This window comes from Bartonella heixiaziensis, from assembly GCF_046245125.2.
GTDB lineage: Bacteria > Pseudomonadota > Alphaproteobacteria > Rhizobiales > Rhizobiaceae > Bartonella > Bartonella heixiaziensis.
Genome location: NZ_CP176404.1, coordinates 1,557,989 through 1,578,099, shown reverse-complemented (window position 1 = coordinate 1,578,099; position 20,111 = coordinate 1,557,989). Strand labels below are relative to the sequence as shown.

Below are 20,111 nucleotides of genomic sequence, written 5' to 3'. Positions count from 1 at the left end.
AAAGAGATCTTAATTCTTAGAGTCAATGATTTTAAGAAAATAAAATTGAGGACAAATAATACACAGAGCCGTGTCAAAATTGCTCTTTTGGTGAGAGGTGGGTGAGATTGTTAGACGGGTGCTGTTTTTAAGCCGGTATAACTCTTTGATGTCTCCCTAATAATGGGTGTTTTCTTTAGCGTCTATGATGAGGGATGGTTATCTTTGGGTTTATTGTGGGGGCTGGTGTTATGAGAGGTTGGTTGCGTGCTTTTCATGGTGAAAATATTCCAGCTACGTTTTTTGCACTTAAAAATTCATACAAAGACAAACGGCACAAATTTCTCTTCCCAGAAGAATTTGTGCCGTAAAGTTTGTATTGTTTAAATGCGCGGATTTGGTCTCGGACTAGCTTTGCAGCGTTTTTAAAACATTTTGTGGTGAAGAGACTTCGTAAGGATCTGTTGTGCAATTGTCTGAAAAACCTTCTTCTTCAAACCATTTTTCAATTACACCATCATTAATAACAGCAGCATAGCGCCATGACCGCATCCCAAAACCGATATTGTCTTTTGCAACCAACATGCCCATTTTGCGGGTGAATTCACCGGAACCATCAGGGATTAATTTCACATTTTTGATGTCTTGTGTTTTTCCCCAAGCATTCATGACAAAAGCATCATTTACGGAAAGGCAATAAATTTCATCAATGCCAACCTTTTTAAATTCATCATAGAGTTTTTCAAAATCCGGCAACTGAAAGGTTGAGCAAGTAGGAGTAAAAGCTCCTGGAAGAGAAAAAAGGATAACGCGTTTTCCTTTAAAGTACATATCGCTGCTAACATCTTGCCATCGATAAGGGTTATCTCCGCCAACTGAGTCATCACGCACACGTGTATGAAAAGTGACATCGGGAACTTTTTTTCTCATCATAATTATGCTCCTATATTTTCCGGGAGTTGTGTTTTAAAACAGGGTTTATGTTTAAAAGCGTGTTGGAGAGTGCATTTTAAACCATCGTATATTGCGATAAGTTTGCAAGTATTTCATTCTTGCGTCAAGTAGAATTAATCGTTTGATGGATGTGCAGCATAAAATCAAACGAAGTCATATGAAGGCGTCACCATGACTATCACAACAGTTTTGACAACGGCTTTTGGGGATCAAAAACTGGGAACATCTGGTTTGCGTAAAAAGGTATCGGTTTTTCAGCAGCCCCATTATGTTGAAAATTTTCTTCAATCCATTTTTAACAGTGCTGGACCTTTTGAGGGCAAATTGCTTATTCTTGGTGGTGATGGACGCACTTTCAATCGTACGTTGATTCAGCTTGTGTTAAAAATGGCGGCAGCCAATGGTGTTGCGCGTGTTAAAGTGGGAAGAGAAGGCATTCTCTCTACGCCTGCTGTTTCTCATCTTATTCGCAAGTATCATGCTTATGGTGGACTTATTCTTTCAGCTAGCCACAATCCTGGCGGACCAGAAGGGGATTGTGGCATCAAATACAATATTTCCAATGGTGGACCTGCTCCTGATGCTTTGTGCGAGGCTATTTTTGCAACATCAAAGCATCTTTCTTTTTATAAGATCGTTGAGGCTCCAGATATTGATTTAAGTAAGCAAGGGATAACCTTTATCGGGTCTATGCAAGTAGAGATTATTGATCCTGTTACGGATTATGTGGCTTTGATGCAAGAGATTTTTGATTTTGATTGTATTGCCAAGGCAGTGGCAGAAGGGCTCACTTTGCGATTTGATGCGATGCATGCGGTAACAGGTCCTTATGCGCATGAAATTTTTGAAAAATGCTTAGGATTCTCTGAAGGAACGGTGGTTAATGGTACTCCTTTGAAAGATTTTGGCGGGAAGCATCCAGATCCAAATTTGGTTTATGCTAAGGACCTTTATGACTTGTTAATGTCTGAGCAAGGACCTGATCTTGGAGCGGCGTCTGATGGCGATGGAGATCGTAATCTCATTATCGGTCGCAAACAATTTGTCACCCCTTCTGATTCTTTAGCTATTATGGCAGACCATGCTCCTCTGATTAAAGGGTATCGGCAGGGCATTGTGGGTATTGCTCGCTCTATGCCAACAGGGCGTGCTGCTGATCTCGTTGCTGAAAAAAAAGGATTAAATTTTTTTGAAACACCAACGGGATGGAAGTTTTTTGGGACGCTTTTGGATGCTGGAAAAGTAACTTTTTGTGGTGAGGAAAGCTTTGGAACGGGCTCTCATCATATCCGCGAAAAAGATGGTTTATGGGCTATTTTGTTTTGGTTAAATCTTCTAGCAGTGACAAGGAAAACTGTAGCACAAATTGTTCAACAGCATTGGCGCACTTATGGGCGCTTTTACACTTTACGGTATGATTATGAAGAAGTAGAGTCTTGTAAAGCCCATGCAATTATAGAGCAATTGCGTGCGCATTTACCAAAGACGGGAATGGAAATTGCTGGACTTAGGGTCGCAAAAGCAGATGATTTTACTTATCACGATCCCGTTGATCAAAGTGTTAGTACAGGGCAGGGAATACGTGTGTTTTTTGAAAAAGGAGCACGGCTTGTGGTGCGTTTATCGGGAACAGGGACCGTGGGAGCGACTTTACGGCTTTATTTTGAGCAATATGAAAGTGACCCATGCAAACACAATCTAGATCCGCAAAAATTTCTTAAACCTTTGCAACAGGCAGCGCTGCAATTGTTGCAAATACAGCAAAAATTAGGTCGTGAACGACCTGATGTTATCACATAAATGTTATTCCATAAAAGAGCTGTTTCATGTTGTCGCTTGTGGGTGGAGTGTTATTGCTCAGGCGATAGGCTTGACTTTGCCTATCATAAGGGAAGATTCTTCTTCATTTTTGAGAAAGGATCTTTCGTTCAGGTATGAGTACGGATTTGATTTCAAAAACTGAATGGTAAATGGCGATAAGCATTGGATGGCGAATGCCCTTAATGTTCTCACAAAAAGGTTTGTTTTGAGGGGGCTTTATCCATTTATCTCTTATGGAGTGATCAGCTTTTGGGGATTGGTGAGCAGGTCATGTCATAATTAGCTTCAGCCCTTTACTTTTCGTGCTTTTGTGTGCAAAGCTTGTGTCATTTCTTTACAACAGCTTGTGGCAAGGCGTATGTGCTTTTTAAGAACGGGGTTGGTTAGTGGTGGGGTTGTCAGGGAACAGAAACCGTGGGAGCACTTTTAAGACTTTATTTGGAGCAGTATGAGAGTGTTGCTTACGCACACACCTTCAAGAGTTGTAAGACGTTTTCAAGCTTGTGCAATAGGTGGAGCTTAACCTTTGAAATATGTAAAAAAATCAGACCGCGAATGGTTTGATATTTTCGCGGTCTGTCTGAGGCATGTTTCCATCTTGTTGCTTATTGTGGGGAGATCATCTTTTTGGGATCAACCAGCCGGTCATAATCAGCGCCAGAAACGCCAGCTTTCAGTGCTTCTGCACGCAAAGTTGTGTCATTTTTATGCGCTGCTTTGGCAATTTCAGCAGCTTTTTCGTAGCCAATTTCTGGAGCAAGAGCTGTTACGAGCATTAACGAGCGTTCCATGAGAGAGTGAATGTGAACTCGATTGGCACGTAATCCTTGGATGCAATGTTCATCAAAAGAGCGCATACAATCACCAAGAAGTGTAATAGACTGTAAAACATTATAACCAATAACAGGCTTATAAACGTTGAGTTCGAAATGCCCTTGGCTTGCAGCAAATGTTACACTGGTGTGATTTCCAAAAACTTGGCATGCGACCATGGTTAAGGCTTCACATTGCGTGGGGTTAACTTTGCCTGGCATGATGGAAGACCCTGGCTCATTTTCGGGAAGACTGAGTTCCCCTAAACCTGAACGTGGTCCTGAGCCCAAAAATCGAATATCATTAGCAATTTTAAACAGATCAGCTGCGAGAGCATTCAAGCTCCCATGGAAATGCGCAAGGGCTCCATGATGGGCGAGTGCTTCAAATTTATTGCTAGCAGTTTGGAACGTTATTCCCGTGAGAGAGCTCACTGTTTGCGCAAAAGAAATGTCAAAACCTTTTGGCGCATTCAGTCCTGTGCCAACAGCCGTGCCACCTTGAGCAAGCATTTGGACATCGGTTAGAGCATTTTCAATGCGCTGAAGATTGGCTTCTAATGCGGCACGATAGCCTGAAAATTCTTGCCCTAAGGTTAAAGGCGTTGCATCTTGGGTATGGGTGCGGCCGATTTTAATGATGTCTGCAAATTCTTGCTCTTTTTGTTTTAATGTAGCAATAAGAGCTTCAAGGATTGGTAGTAAGTGTTGGCGTGTTTGCAACGTGGTGGCAATGTGAAGCGCTGTGGGAAAGGAATCGTTCGACGATTGGCTCATATTGACGTGGTCATTGGGGTGAACTGGTTTTTTGCTGCCAAGTTTTCCTCCCAAAATCTTACTAGCACGATTAGCAATGACTTCATTGACATTCATATTGCTTTGTGTGCCAGAACCTGTTTGCCAGACGGAGAGTGGAAAATGCGTATCAAAATCGCCGGCAAGCACTTCATCTGCTGCGGCAATAATTGCTTTTCCAATATTTTCTTGTAGTTTTCCTTTGTCCATATTTACAACAGCTGCAGCTTTTTTGATAAGGACTAAGGCATAGATGATAGCAAGAGGTTGTTTTTCTGTGCCAATGTTAAAATTATGCAAAGAACGTTCCGTTTGTGCTCCCCAATAACGGTCTTGACGTACCGAAATCGTTCCAAAGCTATCAGTTTCCTGACGTGTTTCAACCATGGTAAAATCCTTTTATGTTCACGGGTGTCGTTAGAGAAGTAGATAACGCGAAATAGAAAAAAGAGGCAATACTCTTGAAGCTTTTAAAGATAAATTATTTTAGAGACAATCCTTGACAATAGGCTGTGGCAATTTTATATTCAAACTGCTGTTAGCACTCAGGCTTAAAGAGTGCTAATAAGGACTTAAGATTAATTCAATTATATTAAGTTTTAAGGATTTACAATATGGCTAACATACAATTCCGCCCACTTCACGATCGTGTCGTTGTTCGTCGGGTTGAATCTGAAAACAAAACTGCTGGGGGGATTATCATCCCTGATACAGCAAAGGAAAAACCTCAAGAAGGTGAAATTATTGCTGTTGGTAATGGCGCTCTTGATGACAACGGAAAGCGTGTGCCTTTAGAAGTGAAAGCAGGAGACCGTATTCTCTTTGGAAAATGGTCTGGAACCGAAGTAAAGATTAATGGGGAAGACCTCCTCATCATGAAAGAATCTGACATTATGGGAATTATGGGGTAATTTTAGCCTCTCAATACTTTCATTTTGTATTATTTGAGATAACTCCAAGGAGAAATTAAATGGCTGCTAAAGAAGTCAAATTTGGCCGTGAAGCGCGTGAGCGTTTGTTGCGCGGCGTTGATATCCTTGCTAACGCTGTTAAGGTAACACTCGGCCCTAAAGGTCGTAATGTGGTGATTGACAAATCATTTGGTGCACCTCGCATCACAAAAGATGGTGTATCCGTTGCAAAGGAAATTGAACTCGAAGATAAGTTCGAAAATATGGGTGCGCAGATGTTGCGCGAAGTTGCTTCTAAAACCAATGATATTGCTGGTGATGGAACAACAACTGCAACTGTTTTGGGACAAGCTATTGTCCAAGAAGGCGTAAAAGCTGTTGCTGCTGGTATGAACCCAATGGATCTCAAACGTGGGATTGATGCTGCTGTTGAAGAAGTGGTAGCAAACCTTTTCAAAAAAGCCAAGAAAATTCAAACTTCTGCAGAAATTGCACAAGTGGGAACAATTTCCGCTAATGGTGCTGCTGAAATCGGTAAAATGATTGCTGATGCTATGGAAAAGGTTGGCAATGAAGGCGTTATTACCGTGGAAGAAGCAAAAACTGCTGAAACGGAATTAGAAGTCGTTGAAGGTATGCAGTTTGACCGTGGATATCTTTCACCTTATTTCGTTACAAATGCTGAGAAAATGGTGGCTGATCTTGACGATCCTTACATCCTCATTCATGAGAAGAAGTTGTCTAATCTACAATCTCTTCTTCCAGTGCTCGAAGCTGTTGTTCAGTCTGGTAAACCTCTTCTTATTATCGCTGAAGATGTGGAAGGTGAAGCTTTGGCAACTCTCGTTGTCAACAAGTTGCGCGGTGGTTTGAAAATTGCTGCTGTGAAAGCTCCAGGATTTGGTGATCGCCGTAAAGCCATGTTAGAGGATATTGCAATCTTGACATCGGGTCAGGTTATTTCTGAAGATGTTGGCATTAAATTGGAAAATGTTACTTTAGATATGCTTGGTCGTGCAAAGAAAGTGAACATTTCTAAAGAAAATACAACGATTATTGATGGTGCTGGCCAAAAGAGCGAGATTAATGCACGCGTTAATCAAATCAAGGCTCAGATTGAAGAGACAACTTCTGATTATGACCGTGAAAAATTGCAAGAAAGACTTGCTAAACTCGCTGGTGGTGTAGCTGTTATCCGTGTTGGTGGTGCTACAGAAGTTGAAGTGAAAGAAAAGAAAGACCGCGTTGATGATGCCTTGAATGCAACACGTGCTGCTGTGGAAGAAGGTATTGTTGCGGGTGGTGGAACCGCGTTGTTACGTGCGGCAAATGCTTTGACTGTTAAAGGAAGTAATCCTGATCAAGAAGCTGGTATTCATATCGTTCGCCGTGCACTACAAGCGCCAGCACGTCAAATTGCAACAAATGCCGGTGAAGAAGCAGCCATTATTGTGGGCAAGGTGTTGGAAAATAATGCTGATACATTTGGTTACAACACTGCTACCGGTGAATTTGGTGATTTGATTGCTTTGGGAATCGTTGACCCTGTGAAGGTTGTGCGTTCTGCTCTCCAGAATGCCGCTTCAATTGCTAGCCTTCTTATTACTACAGAAGCAATGGTTGCTGAAGTTCCAAAGAAAGATACTCCAATGCCTCCAATGCCTGGTGGTGGAATGGGTGGAATGGGCGGAATGGATTTCTAAGCCCTTTCATAGAGATAAAAGAAAACGGGCCTTTGAGCCCGTTTTTTTTTACATTGTTCCATCTTCTTCTACAATTTTCTATTTCATAGGGCATGGTTTTGATATGAAGAGGGACAATAAGATGATATCAAAATCATATTTATCGTTTAATAAGCTCCAAATTTTTTCAGGATGTGCGGCTGAGTTTGGTACTGGGATATCGGATTTAAGATAGATGAGGAGTTCCCTTGTAGGTGTTTGATTTCTATTAATTTGCATTCCTGTTTTTTCTTCTTGTAAAGTGCGTGCAACCGCTGACTTAAGTTATGGTCGGTGGCCGATGCGGCATATCTTTTCTCCTTATATTTAGATGCAATTTACTTTTGGCATGAATCACGCTTGTGTTGAAAGTTGTATTAGGGCTACTGGGAGGCATATGGAGCACTCCCATTTTTAAAAAATCTGCAAGTTTATTTTTTAGATGTGTTTAATTTCATATTTCCAATCAGGCAATTGAGTGAGAGCTAATGCGAGTTGTCCTCTATGACACATGCATACATTGGCTTCAAAACAGGTGATTGCAACGCGCTTTTTGTTTAAAAAAATTTGATATAATTTGTTTATTGCACAAGAATTATTCTTGAGAGTTGTATTTTGATAATCTTCAAAAAGACGGTCATAATCTTTTTGTGTTTTCAAATTTCTTCGTTTTTCAGAGGCAATTCCAAGTTCAGGCATATGCATATATTCAATATCAATGTTGCTTACAGCTTGCTCTCATTGTCTTTTTGAAAATCCGTGTTTTCTACTTATTGGATTTTTACGAACATCACATAAAGTTTTGATATTATTCTCTATGAGGCAATTAAGATAATTCTCAAGAGACTTTCCTTCATAGCCAATGGTAAAAAAACAAGCTTTTTCATCTTTAGCAGGCTGTATGATAACATGTTTGGTGTTACGCATGTTTAATTTCCTTCTGTAAAAGGGGAAGAGTTTGGAAGCGGTAGATGCACCCTCATAGGGGTTTCGTATGTATTATTCGCAAACAAGAAAGTGCTCCATAAATAATATAATATATTGATTGATCATGATGATTCATCGCTGAACATGTTAAAGAAGGACTTCGAATATCGTAAAAATGCTTCTTATGAAGCGTCTCAATACAAGAGCAATATTGTGCTAGCAGAGCTTGTTTTTACCGCTGTGTTTTTTCTCTCTCATTCAAGTAAGTGTTTTTGTGGGGGAAGGGGTTTCTTTTTGGAATTTATAAAATTAACCAGTTCTCATTCGGTCTGGTTCCTTTTAAACTCTAACACTCCAAATATTTTCTGATACTTCACTATGGTATTCTGTCATTAAAAGGATTTCTCTTTCATAAGAAGAGCATTTTTATTTTTATTCCCCGCTGTGATGATCTGTATCTATTGTAGTGCATGCTTACCGTTTTCTCAATTTTTAGAAAATCGATAAAGTCTTTATTTTGTAAAAAATCTTTTATGCAATCTTTATAGACAATTTCATACTATCCCTCGTCAAAAACGAGTGGTGTTATGATGATGTTGTGATAATAGCTTTGTATGTTACATTTGCCGTTCTGGTGAGTGTAATCTTTATGTTTTTTAATGCGATTAATTCCAATCCTTAAAATGAATTATAATCTCTAAACATATCGCAAGCTTATGTTATAATCGTTTCAATGATTAAACTTTTAACAATGTAGTTTGTGTTGCTATGAAAACGTATCGTAAACTTCAGTTATTATGAACAAGAGCGGCTTTGTATTTCATTTGAATGCTCACATGCATTATAATATTTGCGTCATGATTTGCTTTTTATGTTCTGTTCACATATGGCAATTGTTTATAAAAAAAATTGTCAATTGTATCACACATTAAAGTTGTGAATTGTGATGAGGATCTAGAGAAAATAAACTTCATTTAACTTATTGATTTAATTGATTTTATTTTGAAGTTGTTATTGTTTAGTTTCAATAATCCAAAGCTTTTGAGATAACATGTTGTGTGTGATTAAGCGTTTTGCTTTAGCAATGGACAATAAACGTTTCTTGCTTTATGACCGCTTATATGCGTATTTTTCTTGAACAGAAAAGGGAATCTATGAACCAATATCCTCAATGCCCTCACTGTGGTGGTCTTTATACTTATGAAGAGGGGGATAATTTTGTGTGTCCTGAGTGTGCACATGAGTGGCCTCAAAAAAACGAAGAACTTCCTCCTTCTAACACCGTTTATGATGCGAATGGTAACGTTTTGGTAAATGGGGATAGTGTTATTGTGATCAAAGATCTTAAAGTTAAGGGTGCTACATCCGTTCTCAAGGGTGGAACGAAGGTGAAGAATATCCGCCTTGTGGATGGTGATCATAATATTGACTGTAAGATTCCTGGGTTTGGTCAAATGAGCTTAAAATCGGAATTTGTGAAAAAAGTTTAGTCGATTCAAGCTGATGCCATCATATCATCTGCTCGCTTCTTTATGATTGTTGTTATCTTAAGACGGTGCATAAGAGGTATTTTGACGCCTTTCTTAAACGATTTTTATTCATATATTGATCTCTCTTGTGATGTGCAAGCGAATGATGTTTATTGATTTAAATATAAGAGGGTTTGAAAGAAGAAAGCCTTCCGATATTCGGGGGACTGCTTCAGCATGCAAAGCGATGAATTATCGTGATCAATCAATGTTTTGAGAGTTTGTCGAGCGCTTGCTTCTTTGCTAAAGCGTCTGTGTGTGAACTGGAGGTTTCTTTTGGATAAGAATTTCTTCCAATTCTCTTGCGGTGCTTGTTAAAGGAAGAGGTTCTGATCAAAATACTGATATCTATTAAAGGGGATATGTCTTGGTCGTGTATTTGAGCGATGTTATGTGTTGGAGCGATTTTGTTTTAAGAAAATAATCCTTTATAGATTGGATGGTTTAGCAGCTATGGCGCTTATCTTTTGTCGGTATTTTGCTCTTTACTGATATGTTGTAAGATTTCACTTTTGTTTATTGCGGCATGGCTTCAACACCTAAAACTTCTGGGATAAAATGCCGTAAAAGATTTTCAATACCATTTTTAAGTGTGGCTGTTGAAGAGGGGCATCCAGCGCAAGCTCCCCGCATATTGAGGTAAACAATACCGTTTTCAAAACCGCGGAAAGTAATATCTCCCCCATCATTGGCAACCGCTGGGCGAACACGCGTTTCTAGCAACTCCTTAATTGTGAGGACAATATCAGCGTCTTTTTCGTCATAAAATTCTTCTGTAAGGGCATGGGCCTGCGCTTGTGTTGTGGCATTGGTGGTAATAACCGGATCATTGGAAAGAAAATGTTCCATGATTGTGCCCAAAATCGCTGGTTTGAGATGTTGCCATTCACCATCTTTCTTGGTCACAGTAATGAAGTCATAGCCTAAAAAAACACCGCTGACATTTGGAATATTAAACAATTTAGCAGCTAAAGGAGAACTTTTAGCGGCTTCTTTACTGTCACGAAACTCTAACACGCCCTCAGAAAGCACTACCCGACCGGGCAGAAACTTCAGTGTTGCAGGGTTTGGTGTAGCTTCAGTTTGAATAAACATGCATTCTCCTGTTTGTTAAGGCTTAAAGAAGATAATTGATTCCCGAATAGTCTGTTTTAAGCAATAGATTCAATATCTTCATCGGCAAGATTGCTTGGAATAACGGTAACAGGGATTGAAAAAGCTGTTCCCCGACTCCCGATGAGTTGAACAAGCGGTCCTGGTCCTTCTGTATGTCCACTGGCAGCTAAAATAATGAGAGCAATTTCCTTATCTTCGTCGATTAGTCTGGAAATTTCTTCAATCTTTTTGCCTTCACGAACAATAATTTCTGTTTCAAGGGCGTGGGTGGTGCGTACATCATTGGCAATTTCTCCCAACACTCTATGGGCGGTTTGCGTTGATTCCGTTCGCATAACGTCGTTCACACCCAAAAAATGTTGAAATTCTACACTATCAACGACACAAAGCAATACCAACGTTCTGTTGGTATTTTGGGCATGTTGTGCGGCAAAAGCAACAGCACGGCGACACTCTGGTGTTTCATCAATAATGACTAAAATTTTCCGCTTATGACCTGTTTTCGGATTTTTTTGCTTAGAAACCATGGGTTTTCCCTGCTTTTTTGGTAAAAATATTTCAAATCAACTTTATTAAAATATATAAGTAAAGGTAACTTTGAAAGAGTTTCAATAGAATTTCTCAGATAGTGCAATTTTAGAGAAAAATTAAATAAGGGAGGCTTTAAAAGAAGCTCCTGTGAAACTATATTATGAATTAAGTATTAATATTTTTTAAAATGGCGGGGGACTAAAGAGTTGTATTATGATTTAGATAAAGCGCTTTCCTATAATGCACTATGGAATTTTTTAGATAGTAATAGAGGATTAGGAAAGACGTTTAGCGCATTACGTTTTGTTTGTAATGCTTACAAAAAAAGAAATGAACAATTCATATACGTGCGTCGTACAAAGGCAGAAATTCAACGTGTAAAAGATACAATGTTTATTGCTTTAGAAAATCAAGGCATTATTAAACCATTTGAATTTAGATGCGAAGGTGATTGTATCATTTATAATCCAGAAATTCACTTAGATGAATTAGAAAAGTTCTCTCAAGGTAGAGGGGAAACTGGATCAAAAATCAGTGCAAAGATACCGTACAGAAAACCATCTCTTTTAAAAGCAAAAAATGACATAATTTGCGGATATTTAGTCCCTCTATCTTTAGCTAAGCAATACAAATCTTGCTACTTCTCTGATGTTAAAACAATCATTTTTGAGGAATATATTTGTGAACAAGGAAAATATTTAAAAAATGAACCAGAAAAATTAATTAGTCTATGTGAAACCGTCTTTAGGCACCGTGATGAGGGGCGCGTAATATGCCTTGGTAACAGCATATCACATTCCAATCCTTATTTCGATTTCTTTGATTTAAGAAATCATCATAAAAATGAATTTACATTCTATAGAGAACCTTCAATATTAATTGGCCATACTCTTGGTAAAGAATTTATTGAAAGGAAGTCTGATACAAAACTCGCTAAATCAATTAAAAATACAGCATATGGGGCATTCGTATTAGGTAATAGTGCTCTTAAGATTAATGATGATTATTCATTCATTAATAAAATGAAATCAACACCAAAAACACCTTATTTTAACCTCATCATTCAAAAACAAAAATTAGCTGTCTTTTTCGCTTCTGATAAATTGTTCATTAAAAAAGGTTTTAATAAAGATTATATTACCTACAGTATGGATGACATTTTATATGAAGGTGCAATTAAAGGAAGAATTTCAAAAGATCGCCAACTTAAACAATTAGCTAAATTTATAAGGGATGGCGATGTTTGTTTTGAAACAATGGATGTTAAAAGAATTATGGAACCATTCATAAAAAAGGTTTAAAATGGGACAATTCATTATCTCTCCTATGCTGTAAATATCGTCGTTTATGGCAATGATATGAGGCATGAGAGAGATAATGATGATCTCTCGTGTGAGGGGTCATCTTTTGTAAGAGAGGGCGGATATTTTTTAAAATCAAGTGTAGCTTCTTTTTACTCTTTATGGTTCTTTTATTATTTCACGTATTTTGCAAGAATCCAACAATTTCACGGACTTTTTTCATATTTTTTTCTGCCATTATACTGGCACGCTCTGCGCCATCGCGCAAAACAGAGTCAATGTAACTGCTTTCTTGATGAAGACGACGCAGTTCCCCTGTTATCGGTGCAAGCTTATGAACGGCAAGGTCTGCTAAGGCTGTTTTAAACAGCGAAAATTGTTTTCCGGAAAACTCTAAAAGAGCTTTTTCTTTGCTGATTTGAGCAAAAGCTGCATAAATACCAAGCAGGTTATTGATCTCTGGGCGTTCTTTCAAATCTGCAAGAGTGTCAGGGAGAGGAGCGGAGTCGGTTTTTGCTTTGCGTATTTTTTTTGCAATAAGATCAGCATCATCCGTTAAATTAATACGCGAAAAATCTGAAGGATCTGATTTTGACATTTTTTTTGTACCATCACGCAACGACATAATGCGTGTGGCTGTCTCACCAATAAGCGGTTCTGGTATTGGGAAAAAGCCTTGTCTTTTCTCTTCTCCTACTTGCATAGAGACACCAACATCTAAATCCGCAATACGATCTGCGTAGTCGTTGTTGAATTTTTGCGCAATATCGCGTGTGAGTTCAACATGTTGTTTTTGATCTTCTCCTACAGGAACATGAGTGGCACGATAGACTAAAATATCGGCTGCCATCAGACTTGGATAGGCAAAAAGCCCAAGGGATGCTTGTTCACGATCTTTTCCTGCTTTATCCTTAAACTGCGTCATGCGTTGAAGCCAGCCAATACGGGCAATACAGTTCAAAATCCATGCAAGTTCAGCATGTTGAAAAACTTGAGACTGGTTGAAAATGATTTGCTTTTGAGGATCAATGCCGGCTGCTAAAAAGGCTGCTGTGACTGCTCTGGTTGATTCAGTTAAGGTAAGAGGATCTGGATTCACGGTGAGCGCATGCATATCGACAACGCAATACAGGCAATTATAGGATGTTTGCAGTTCAACCCAATGCTTGATGGCTCCAAGGTAATTACCAAGATGTAAATTGCCACTTGGTTGTACGCCGGAAAAGACAAGCGGTGTGAAAGTTTCCATAGGAGTGTTCTTTCTTAAGTAAAGTTATTCGTTTTGTATTTTTTGACAAAGCCTCTTTCTGAAAGCAAGACAAAATATTATAGACGCTTTTTAAAATTTTTAAGGGTGAGAAAAAAAGAACGGGGATCAAGTAAAAAATAGGCGCTACAATATACCAACAGTATGACAACCATTATCCCTGCCAAGGTGCTTGCGCGCAAGAGAAATGATGCTTGTGTGGATAAAGGGAAAGATAAAAATCCAAGTACATCAAACATATAGTAAAGGGTTAGAGCACTCAAAACAGTGACGAGTATCAGACATGCAATGCGTTTTATCAGCTTTGCGTCGTGTTTCCAATAATCGCGCTTGATGAGGACAATACAAAGCAACAATGTGTTAACCCATCCAGAGGTGATTTCAGCAATAACAATGCCCCGTGCTGACAAAATTGGAAATAATGTTAAGGCTAAACTGATATTGATGAAAACGCAAATGCCTGTGAAAATCATTGGTGTTTTTGTATCTTCATGAGCAAAAAAATTAGGAATAAAAACCTTGATCAGGACAAAAGCTGGAAGTCCTAGCCCATAAAGTTGAAGTAGTTGTGCAACATGGTGTGTTGATTCACTGGTAAATTGCCCACGCTCAAAAAGCAAGCTAACAATGGGGTGAGAGAGCAGTAGAAAAGCGACCGATGCTGGTAGTGTTAATAACAGCGTTAATTCAATCGAACGGTTTTGCAAATCATGGGTTTCTTTATGCTTTTTGCTGCGTAGCGCCCTTGTTAATTCTGGCAAAAGGACAGTCGCTATGGCAATTGCTATAACGCCTAGAGGTAATTGATAAAGACGATCAGCATACATCAAAGAGGATACGGCACCTGATTGACTGGAGGCAATGTTGGTGTTGATTAATAAATTGATTTGCGTAATTCCTCCTGTAATGGCAGCAGGGAATGCCAAAGTTAAAAGCTTTCGAACATTGGGGCTAAAATGGGGACGGCGGAGGAAAATTTTCATTCCACTTCGACGCAAAGCAACGGCGATGAGGGCAAGTTGGAGAAGCCCTGCTGCTAAGACACCCCAAGAAAGATTTAATCCAATATGCCAAGCATCAAGTTGATAGAACCAGGCATAAGCAAGCACGCCAATGAGAATAATATTCAAAAAGAGGGGGGCGATGGCTGCAATGAAATAACGCCGCAAGGCATTCAACATTCCTCCCATCATTGCTGCTAAAGACATGCATGTTAAATAGGGAAACATGATTGCAGTAAAATGGATTGTTGCGTTAAATTTTGTTGCATCCTCTGCAAAACCTGGAGCAATGACTGTTCGCACTAAAAAAGGCATACTTAATTCCATGACAATGGTTAAAAGCAACAGCAGCGTGAAGAGAACGCCAAATACCTCTTCGGCAAATTTACATGCAGTTTCTGTACCATCTTCAGTAATTTTTTTTGAAAAAAGAGGAACAAAAGCCGCATTAAAGGCGCCTTCAGCAAAAAAACGGCGGAATGTGTTGGGAAAACGAAAAGCAGCGTTGAACGCATCGGAAACAGGACCAGTTCCCAAGGCTGCTGCCATCAACATTTCGCGTATAAAGCCAAAAATACGGCTCATAAGGGTTCCGGAAGCAACAGTTGCAAATTTTTTAATTAGAGTCATAAAGATCTATCGGGTTTGTCATGAAGGAGCGGTGATGAAAAAATAAATAAAATCATTTTAAATCGTAAAAATCTGATGAGCATGCCAATACAATCATACATTGTTAAAGCGTTTTACGACGGTGTTTATCCTTCTGTCAACAAGTGTGCTTTCATACTCTTTGAGTTGGATTTTTTGTTGCTCCCTTACAGCTTGTATTCCCTTCATAAAACACTCAAAATTTCTTTATTCTTTTTTTGAAAAGCAGGAGATGTTGGGCAATGGAATGAAGAGAAAAAAGCAAGAGAGAATGGGAGAGTCGATGGTCTTTCTTATGGCTTGTGCTCTGTTTCGTTTCTTCTGAATATTATTCGCATGGGGGGTGTGCTTTTTAGGGGCTATTGCTGTAGAGTATTCCTTTGTATACTGGCTTATACCTTTTGTTAACTCTACCTTTTTATACACCAGCTTTATAAAATGAAAATTCAGCTTCGTAGAGTATTCATAACGATAAAACCCCCGTTTCATACTCTTGTAAACAACACACCCTTCATCTTTGGTGTTGACACATTCAAATACCTTTTCCTAGATGAAGGGTTGAGGGAGGAGAGTTGTCTAAAGGCGATACTTTCGTTTGAGAAAGAGCTAAAAAGCTCAAGCTTATGCATGCCTAACAAGTGAAAGCAACTGCTTTTTCTTGCTTGACAGTTTCTGTTATTTTCTTTGCTTTAATTGCTGTTGTGTCAAGAGTTTCAGTGCGATTTTCACCATTGTTTCTCTTTATAGATTGATGTCCGTCTCGTATTGAAAGATCGTCCAGTCTGCGGGATAACGATTGTATATTCTGTTGTAGCTCTTGTCCTTGTTTGAAGATTTCTGCAATTTGCTTTGCGTTATTGAGTGATGTGCCAAGAGTTTTAGCCAATTCTTGATGATTGTTTTCCGTTATCGCTCTGCGTTCGCTTGCTGAGAGACGGTTATGGAATTGACACATATAAGTTTTTATTTCTGCTCTTAGTTCAGGAGATTGTAATAAGATTTCTTCTCGTTGTTTTTTTGACAGGGAACAAAGATTTTGCATCCATTCACCAGGCATGCTTATCGAATTTTCACAGCGTTTTTGTTCCATGTGATGGTCATGTAGAATATCTTTTTCTGCTAGTTTTATAGCATGCACATAATCAAAAATAGCGCTTTTTAGCGGCAAAATATTTTCTTGTGCATGTTTGCGTGCACTGCTTTTTACGCCACATATATTGATACCACGAAGTTTATGGACAGACTGAGGAAATGCTTCAACTTGCCGTGCGAATTCCTCTCCCTCAGAAATACTTTCATGTGTCACTGGAATTTTAATCTCTGAAAGTTTGTTCTGCAAAATATGTTGATTACCATACACAATCTTGCACAAATCTTCGATTTTTTTTCTACTTGTCTGGACTAAAGGGCTGTTTTGAACCCTCTCAGCAATTTCTTCGCTCGTGAGAGGCGCTCTTTTTTCCCTTGGGATAAGTGTTTGTTGCAAGTCTTGAGACATTGGCATTGTGAAGGAGATGGCATCACCAATTTTCAATGTCTTGAGTTTCTCTGGTGCGAGGTGTTTTTTATTTCCTACAATAAAAGTACCATTGGCATCAATCATGAAACCATTTGTTCCACTGCCTCTATAGAAGCCTGTATAGGTTTCACCTTCTTTAGCAGTCATAATAAGACGATGATTAATACTCTCAAGCCCAAACGCTTTCATATGGTCCATGAATTCCTTTAAAACAAGCACTTTTTCTGGATTGGAGATATCCTCCAACAGATCTTTCATAGGCTCTAAATCTCTGTGTTTTAGTGATGCAATACTGGCAAGATTCATGCGTTCTTCTGTCACAAGAGAAAAATCCAGCTTATGTCCTGCAGATTGGGCAAGTTTTTCAAAAAATATCTGTTGTACGCGTCCATTGCCGTCTCTAAAAGGATGCGTATAGTTTAACTGTGTTATCATTTCAGCGACCTTTTCAACAAATACTTCACGGGTTAAACCTTTCAAATAATTTTTCTCGGATAGCGCTTTATCGAAATTTTCAAGGCCCTTTTGTACCTTTTCCCCTGGTGCAAAAGAAATACCAGCTTTTTCCATCTTCGGCATATTGGCAGTGGTGCCATCTGCAAAGGTAAATGGTTTATCACGGGTATGACCGGCCCATTCAAAAATATTTTTAAATAAGGTGTGATGAGCGTAGTGGAGATATGCGGTTGTTAGCTGTTGTGGCGGTGTTTCTTGGCGTAAATTCATCATCGCTTTTGCTGAATCGTGTACATATTGTGCTTTTAATTTTCCATAATCTTCTATTCCATATTTATTTTTAAGTTTTTTACTATTAGGGTACAGGAAATTACGTGGTGATATATCCTTTTCTTGACCTTCAGGAGATGAAGACGTTTTCCTATGTGAGGGGGAGGGAGGTGTGATGTCCGATTTTTCCGCTGCAATGGTCGCGTATTCCATCACCTTTTGCCGCGGGCTCTGTTGTTCTCTTTGTTGGTCGTGAGGGAGTTTCTTTTCTGCTATGTGGGCACGACGTTATATCATTTTTAATCGTGTCACGGGTCTGTAAAACAGTCTCTTTTTGCGTTTGTGCAAGTAGAGTGAGCAGATTGAGAAATTTGTTCTGTTATCTGTTCTCTTTCTTGCGGATTTCGATTCATGGCCTCCATGATGTCAGGTGAAATATGAGGATTGTCATCAGCAAGCTTTGAAAAATGCTCCCCTTCTTTTTTTCTGGCTTGGGGAGAGGCACCATTTTTCAGCCTTTCGAGATTTTCTTTTTGCGTAGTAGGTTCTAATATCTCTTCTGTGACACTTTTTGTATTCAGCTCTTTGGTTACTGGGACTATAAAGGTGAATTTATTGCCAGGTTGTAATGTCTCCAGTTGTTCTGCTGTGAGATGATCTTTGTTTCCAATGATGAACCTCCCATTAACGTCCATCAAAAAGCTCTCTGCTCCATGGGCAATATACTTTCCTTCATAGATAATACCTTCATTTGCAGCTACGACATACTGATAATTAATATCATCACCTCCGATCTTTTTCATGTCGTTTAAGAAGTCCTTTAAAATACGGCACTTTTCTGGATTAGAAATATCTTCAAAGAGATGTTTCATCGGATTAAGGTTGTTATTTTCCGCTGCCGCAACACTAGCAATGACCATGCGTCCTTTTGTCACAATAGAGAAGTCTAGATTATGTCCTGCTGCTTGGCCAAGCTTTTCAAAAAACATTCGTTGTGCGCGCCCATTTCCTTCTCTGAAGGGGTGTGTATTGTTGAGAGAAACAAACAGTTCTGCTGCCTGCTCAACAAATTTTTCGCGCGATAAACCTTTCAAATAATCCTTTGCAGTAAGCACTTGATCTAAATTTTCAAGCTTTTTTTGAATCTGTGGACCAATGGCAAACGGAACCTCCGCGTCTTCTTTTTGCATAGCCGGCATACTAGCAGTGGTGCCATCTGCAAAGGTAAATAGGTTATCGCGGGTATGACCAGCCCATTCAAACGTATGCTGAAACAAGCGTTGATGAATATATTTGAGATAGGAGGAATCTATTTTTTCTGGCAGGGGCTCTTGGCGCAGATTGATCATTTCCTTTGAGACATCATGCGCACATTGTTGGTTCAATGCTGCTTTGTCCATGATGCCATATTTATTTTTGAGTGTTTTACTATTGGGGTAAAGGAAATTTTGCTCGAACATATGTGTATTTTCCTATAATACAGTTTGATTTATGAGAGTGTTAAACTTTTCGGGTTGCCCCCCCTTGCATATTCTTCTAGAATTTCGAACGTTTTTAAATGGAGTGTTACCCTTTCAAGCGTAGGGGTGTTAAGGTTTGCGTCAACCGCTTTCTGGCGCGGTTTGTCATCTGTTTTGTGGGAGAGATGTTAGAGAGGCTTTTTGTTTTTTTCATGCATATTTCCTCTAAGTTTTTTAATATTCCCTTTTAGAAAATCTCTTGAATGCATTCTCTCTCTTTATGCTTTGATAGCGTTTTTTTTCACGGATTATAATCATTCCTATTTTTAATTTTATCAATTATTAAGGTCAAATGATGGGAATATTTGGTGAAACATTGCTGTGATATTGCACAATATTCCTTGGCACAATTTCCATTTAAATGATCAAATGAAAAACCAAAGCTGATGCACACTGAGCTGGCAAAAGCTATTGCTTTTGCTGCCTCAACTTTGCGTGGTAGAACAGCTGGCAGTCTTTGCTCTTCTTGCCTAGAGGCTTCTGCCACCTCATTGTGTAGGCGTATAGTTTGCTCAGGCAGTTTAGAAGGACTAGATAAGTTTTGCTGTTTTTGCAAATCTTGTGTTAATTCAGAAGATTGTCTTTGGCAATTTTGTTGTGCCTGATGGGTTTGCACAATGCTTTCTCTTACTTGTTTTACAGTCTCTGCATAATTTTCAATGGAGTTACATAAAGTATGAAGACCTTCTTCAGCTTTTTTGCGTGTACTGTTTTTTATGCCAAACATTTGGTGACCCGCAAGTTTAGAAAAAAACGTAGGATCGTTTGCAACTTGCCATGAAAGCTCTTCTCCCATAGCGGGATTTTTTCGCACCTCTTCAATTTTTTCTCGCAAAATAAACGGATTGCCATAAACAATTTGGCACCAATATTGAACTTCTGCCTGAGCATAAAGAACCGACGGATCTTTTTGAACTCTGGTGGCAATTTCCTTATGCAAGAGAGATTCCATTTCCTTCTCAGGTTTAGGAAGCTTTTGTTGATTTTCAGTGCTTTGCACTTTATTGTGTTGGTTATTCATGGGGGCTTTGTT

At 39.0% G+C, this 20,111-nt stretch carries 14 protein-coding genes and 1 pseudogene; 5 read left to right on the top strand and 10 right to left on the bottom strand.

What is annotated here, in order from left to right; all coding sequences use genetic code 11:
* Nucleotides 1-387: 387 nt before the first annotated feature.
* Nucleotides 388-912, bottom strand: a complete 525-nt coding sequence (locus tag ACKC4Y_RS06825; RefSeq protein ID WP_409361027.1) for a peroxiredoxin — start codon at nt 910-912, stop codon at nt 388-390.
* 192 nt (nt 913-1,104) lie between these two features.
* Between ACKC4Y_RS06825 and ACKC4Y_RS06820 the strand changes: the two genes are divergently transcribed.
* On the top strand, nt 1,105-2,733 hold the full coding sequence (locus tag ACKC4Y_RS06820) for an alpha-D-glucose phosphate-specific phosphoglucomutase (protein ID WP_409361026.1): 1,629 nt from the start codon (nt 1,105-1,107) through the stop codon (nt 2,731-2,733).
* Nucleotides 2,734-3,359: 626 nt separating this feature from the next.
* Here ACKC4Y_RS06820 and fumC read toward each other — a convergent pair.
* The gene (gene fumC, locus ACKC4Y_RS06815; protein ID WP_409361025.1) at nt 3,360-4,748 is read right to left on the bottom strand and encodes a class II fumarate hydratase; all 1,389 of its coding nucleotides are present in this window, start codon (nt 4,746-4,748) and stop codon (nt 3,360-3,362) included.
* Nucleotides 4,749-4,975: 227 nt separating this feature from the next.
* Here fumC and groES point away from each other — a divergent pair, with 227 nt between their 5' ends.
* Together groES and groL are read left to right on the top strand one after the other, a co-directional pair.
* Nucleotides 4,976-5,272 carry a co-chaperone GroES gene (groES, locus tag ACKC4Y_RS06810; RefSeq protein ID WP_409361024.1) on the top strand — a complete coding sequence of 99 codons (297 nt, stop codon included), beginning with the start codon at nt 4,976-4,978 and terminating at the stop codon, nt 5,270-5,272.
* Between the two features lie 59 nt (nt 5,273-5,331).
* Nucleotides 5,332-6,975 (top strand): chaperonin GroEL, encoded by a 1,644-nt coding sequence (gene groL, locus ACKC4Y_RS06805; protein ID WP_409361023.1) that lies wholly within the window; start codon nt 5,332-5,334, stop codon nt 6,973-6,975.
* A 456-nt stretch (nt 6,976-7,431) separates the two neighbouring features.
* On the opposite strand, the pseudogene ACKC4Y_RS06800 reads toward groL, so the two are convergent.
* A pseudogene (locus ACKC4Y_RS06800) lies at nt 7,432-7,920 on the bottom strand (DUF488 domain-containing protein).
* Between the two features lie 1,154 nt (nt 7,921-9,074).
* Between ACKC4Y_RS06800 and ACKC4Y_RS06795 the strand changes: the two are divergent.
* Entirely contained in the window at nt 9,075-9,410 is a 336-nt protein-coding gene (locus tag ACKC4Y_RS06795; RefSeq protein WP_409361022.1) for a zinc ribbon domain-containing protein YjdM, read from the top strand.
* A gap of 555 nt (nt 9,411-9,965) precedes the next feature.
* On the opposite strand, the gene ACKC4Y_RS06790 is transcribed toward ACKC4Y_RS06795, so the two are convergent.
* Nucleotides 9,966-10,544, bottom strand: a complete 579-nt coding sequence (locus ACKC4Y_RS06790; RefSeq protein ID WP_409361021.1) for a NifU family protein — start codon at nt 10,542-10,544, stop codon at nt 9,966-9,968.
* Between the two features lie 56 nt (nt 10,545-10,600).
* On the bottom strand, nt 10,601-11,092 hold the full coding sequence (locus tag ACKC4Y_RS06785) for a universal stress protein (RefSeq protein ID WP_409361020.1): 492 nt from the start codon (nt 11,090-11,092) through the stop codon (nt 10,601-10,603).
* Nucleotides 11,093-11,302: 210 nt separating this feature from the next.
* Here ACKC4Y_RS06785 and ACKC4Y_RS06780 point away from each other — a divergent pair, with 210 nt between their 5' ends.
* Complete coding sequence (locus ACKC4Y_RS06780; RefSeq protein WP_409361019.1) at nt 11,303-12,397, top strand: phage DNA encapsidation protein; 1,095 nt, start codon at nt 11,303-11,305, stop codon at nt 12,395-12,397.
* 178 nt (nt 12,398-12,575) lie between these two features.
* On the opposite strand, the gene trpS is transcribed toward ACKC4Y_RS06780, so the two are convergent.
* The 5 genes from trpS to ACKC4Y_RS06755 all read right to left on the bottom strand — a co-directional run bounded on the left by trpS (nt 12,576) and on the right by ACKC4Y_RS06755 (nt 20,099).
* Nucleotides 12,576-13,646 carry a tryptophan--tRNA ligase gene (trpS, locus tag ACKC4Y_RS06775; RefSeq protein ID WP_409361018.1) on the bottom strand — a complete coding sequence of 357 codons (1,071 nt, stop codon included), beginning with the start codon at nt 13,644-13,646 and terminating at the stop codon, nt 12,576-12,578.
* Between the two features lie 77 nt (nt 13,647-13,723).
* Nucleotides 13,724-15,295, bottom strand: coding sequence for a murein biosynthesis integral membrane protein MurJ (gene murJ, locus ACKC4Y_RS06770; protein WP_409361017.1), 1,572 nt, complete (start codon nt 15,293-15,295; stop codon nt 13,724-13,726).
* Nucleotides 15,296-15,944: 649 nt separating this feature from the next.
* Nucleotides 15,945-17,771, bottom strand: a complete 1,827-nt coding sequence (locus ACKC4Y_RS06765) for a BID domain-containing T4SS effector (RefSeq protein ID WP_409361016.1) — start codon at nt 17,769-17,771, stop codon at nt 15,945-15,947.
* A 95-nt stretch (nt 17,772-17,866) separates the two neighbouring features.
* Nucleotides 17,867-19,018, bottom strand: coding sequence for a Fic family protein (locus ACKC4Y_RS06760; RefSeq protein WP_409361015.1), 1,152 nt, complete (start codon nt 19,016-19,018; stop codon nt 17,867-17,869).
* Nucleotides 19,019-19,319: 301 nt separating this feature from the next.
* Nucleotides 19,320-20,099, bottom strand: a complete 780-nt coding sequence (locus ACKC4Y_RS06755) for a BID domain-containing T4SS effector (RefSeq protein ID WP_409361014.1) — start codon at nt 20,097-20,099, stop codon at nt 19,320-19,322.
* Nucleotides 20,100-20,111: the final 12 nt, after the last annotated feature.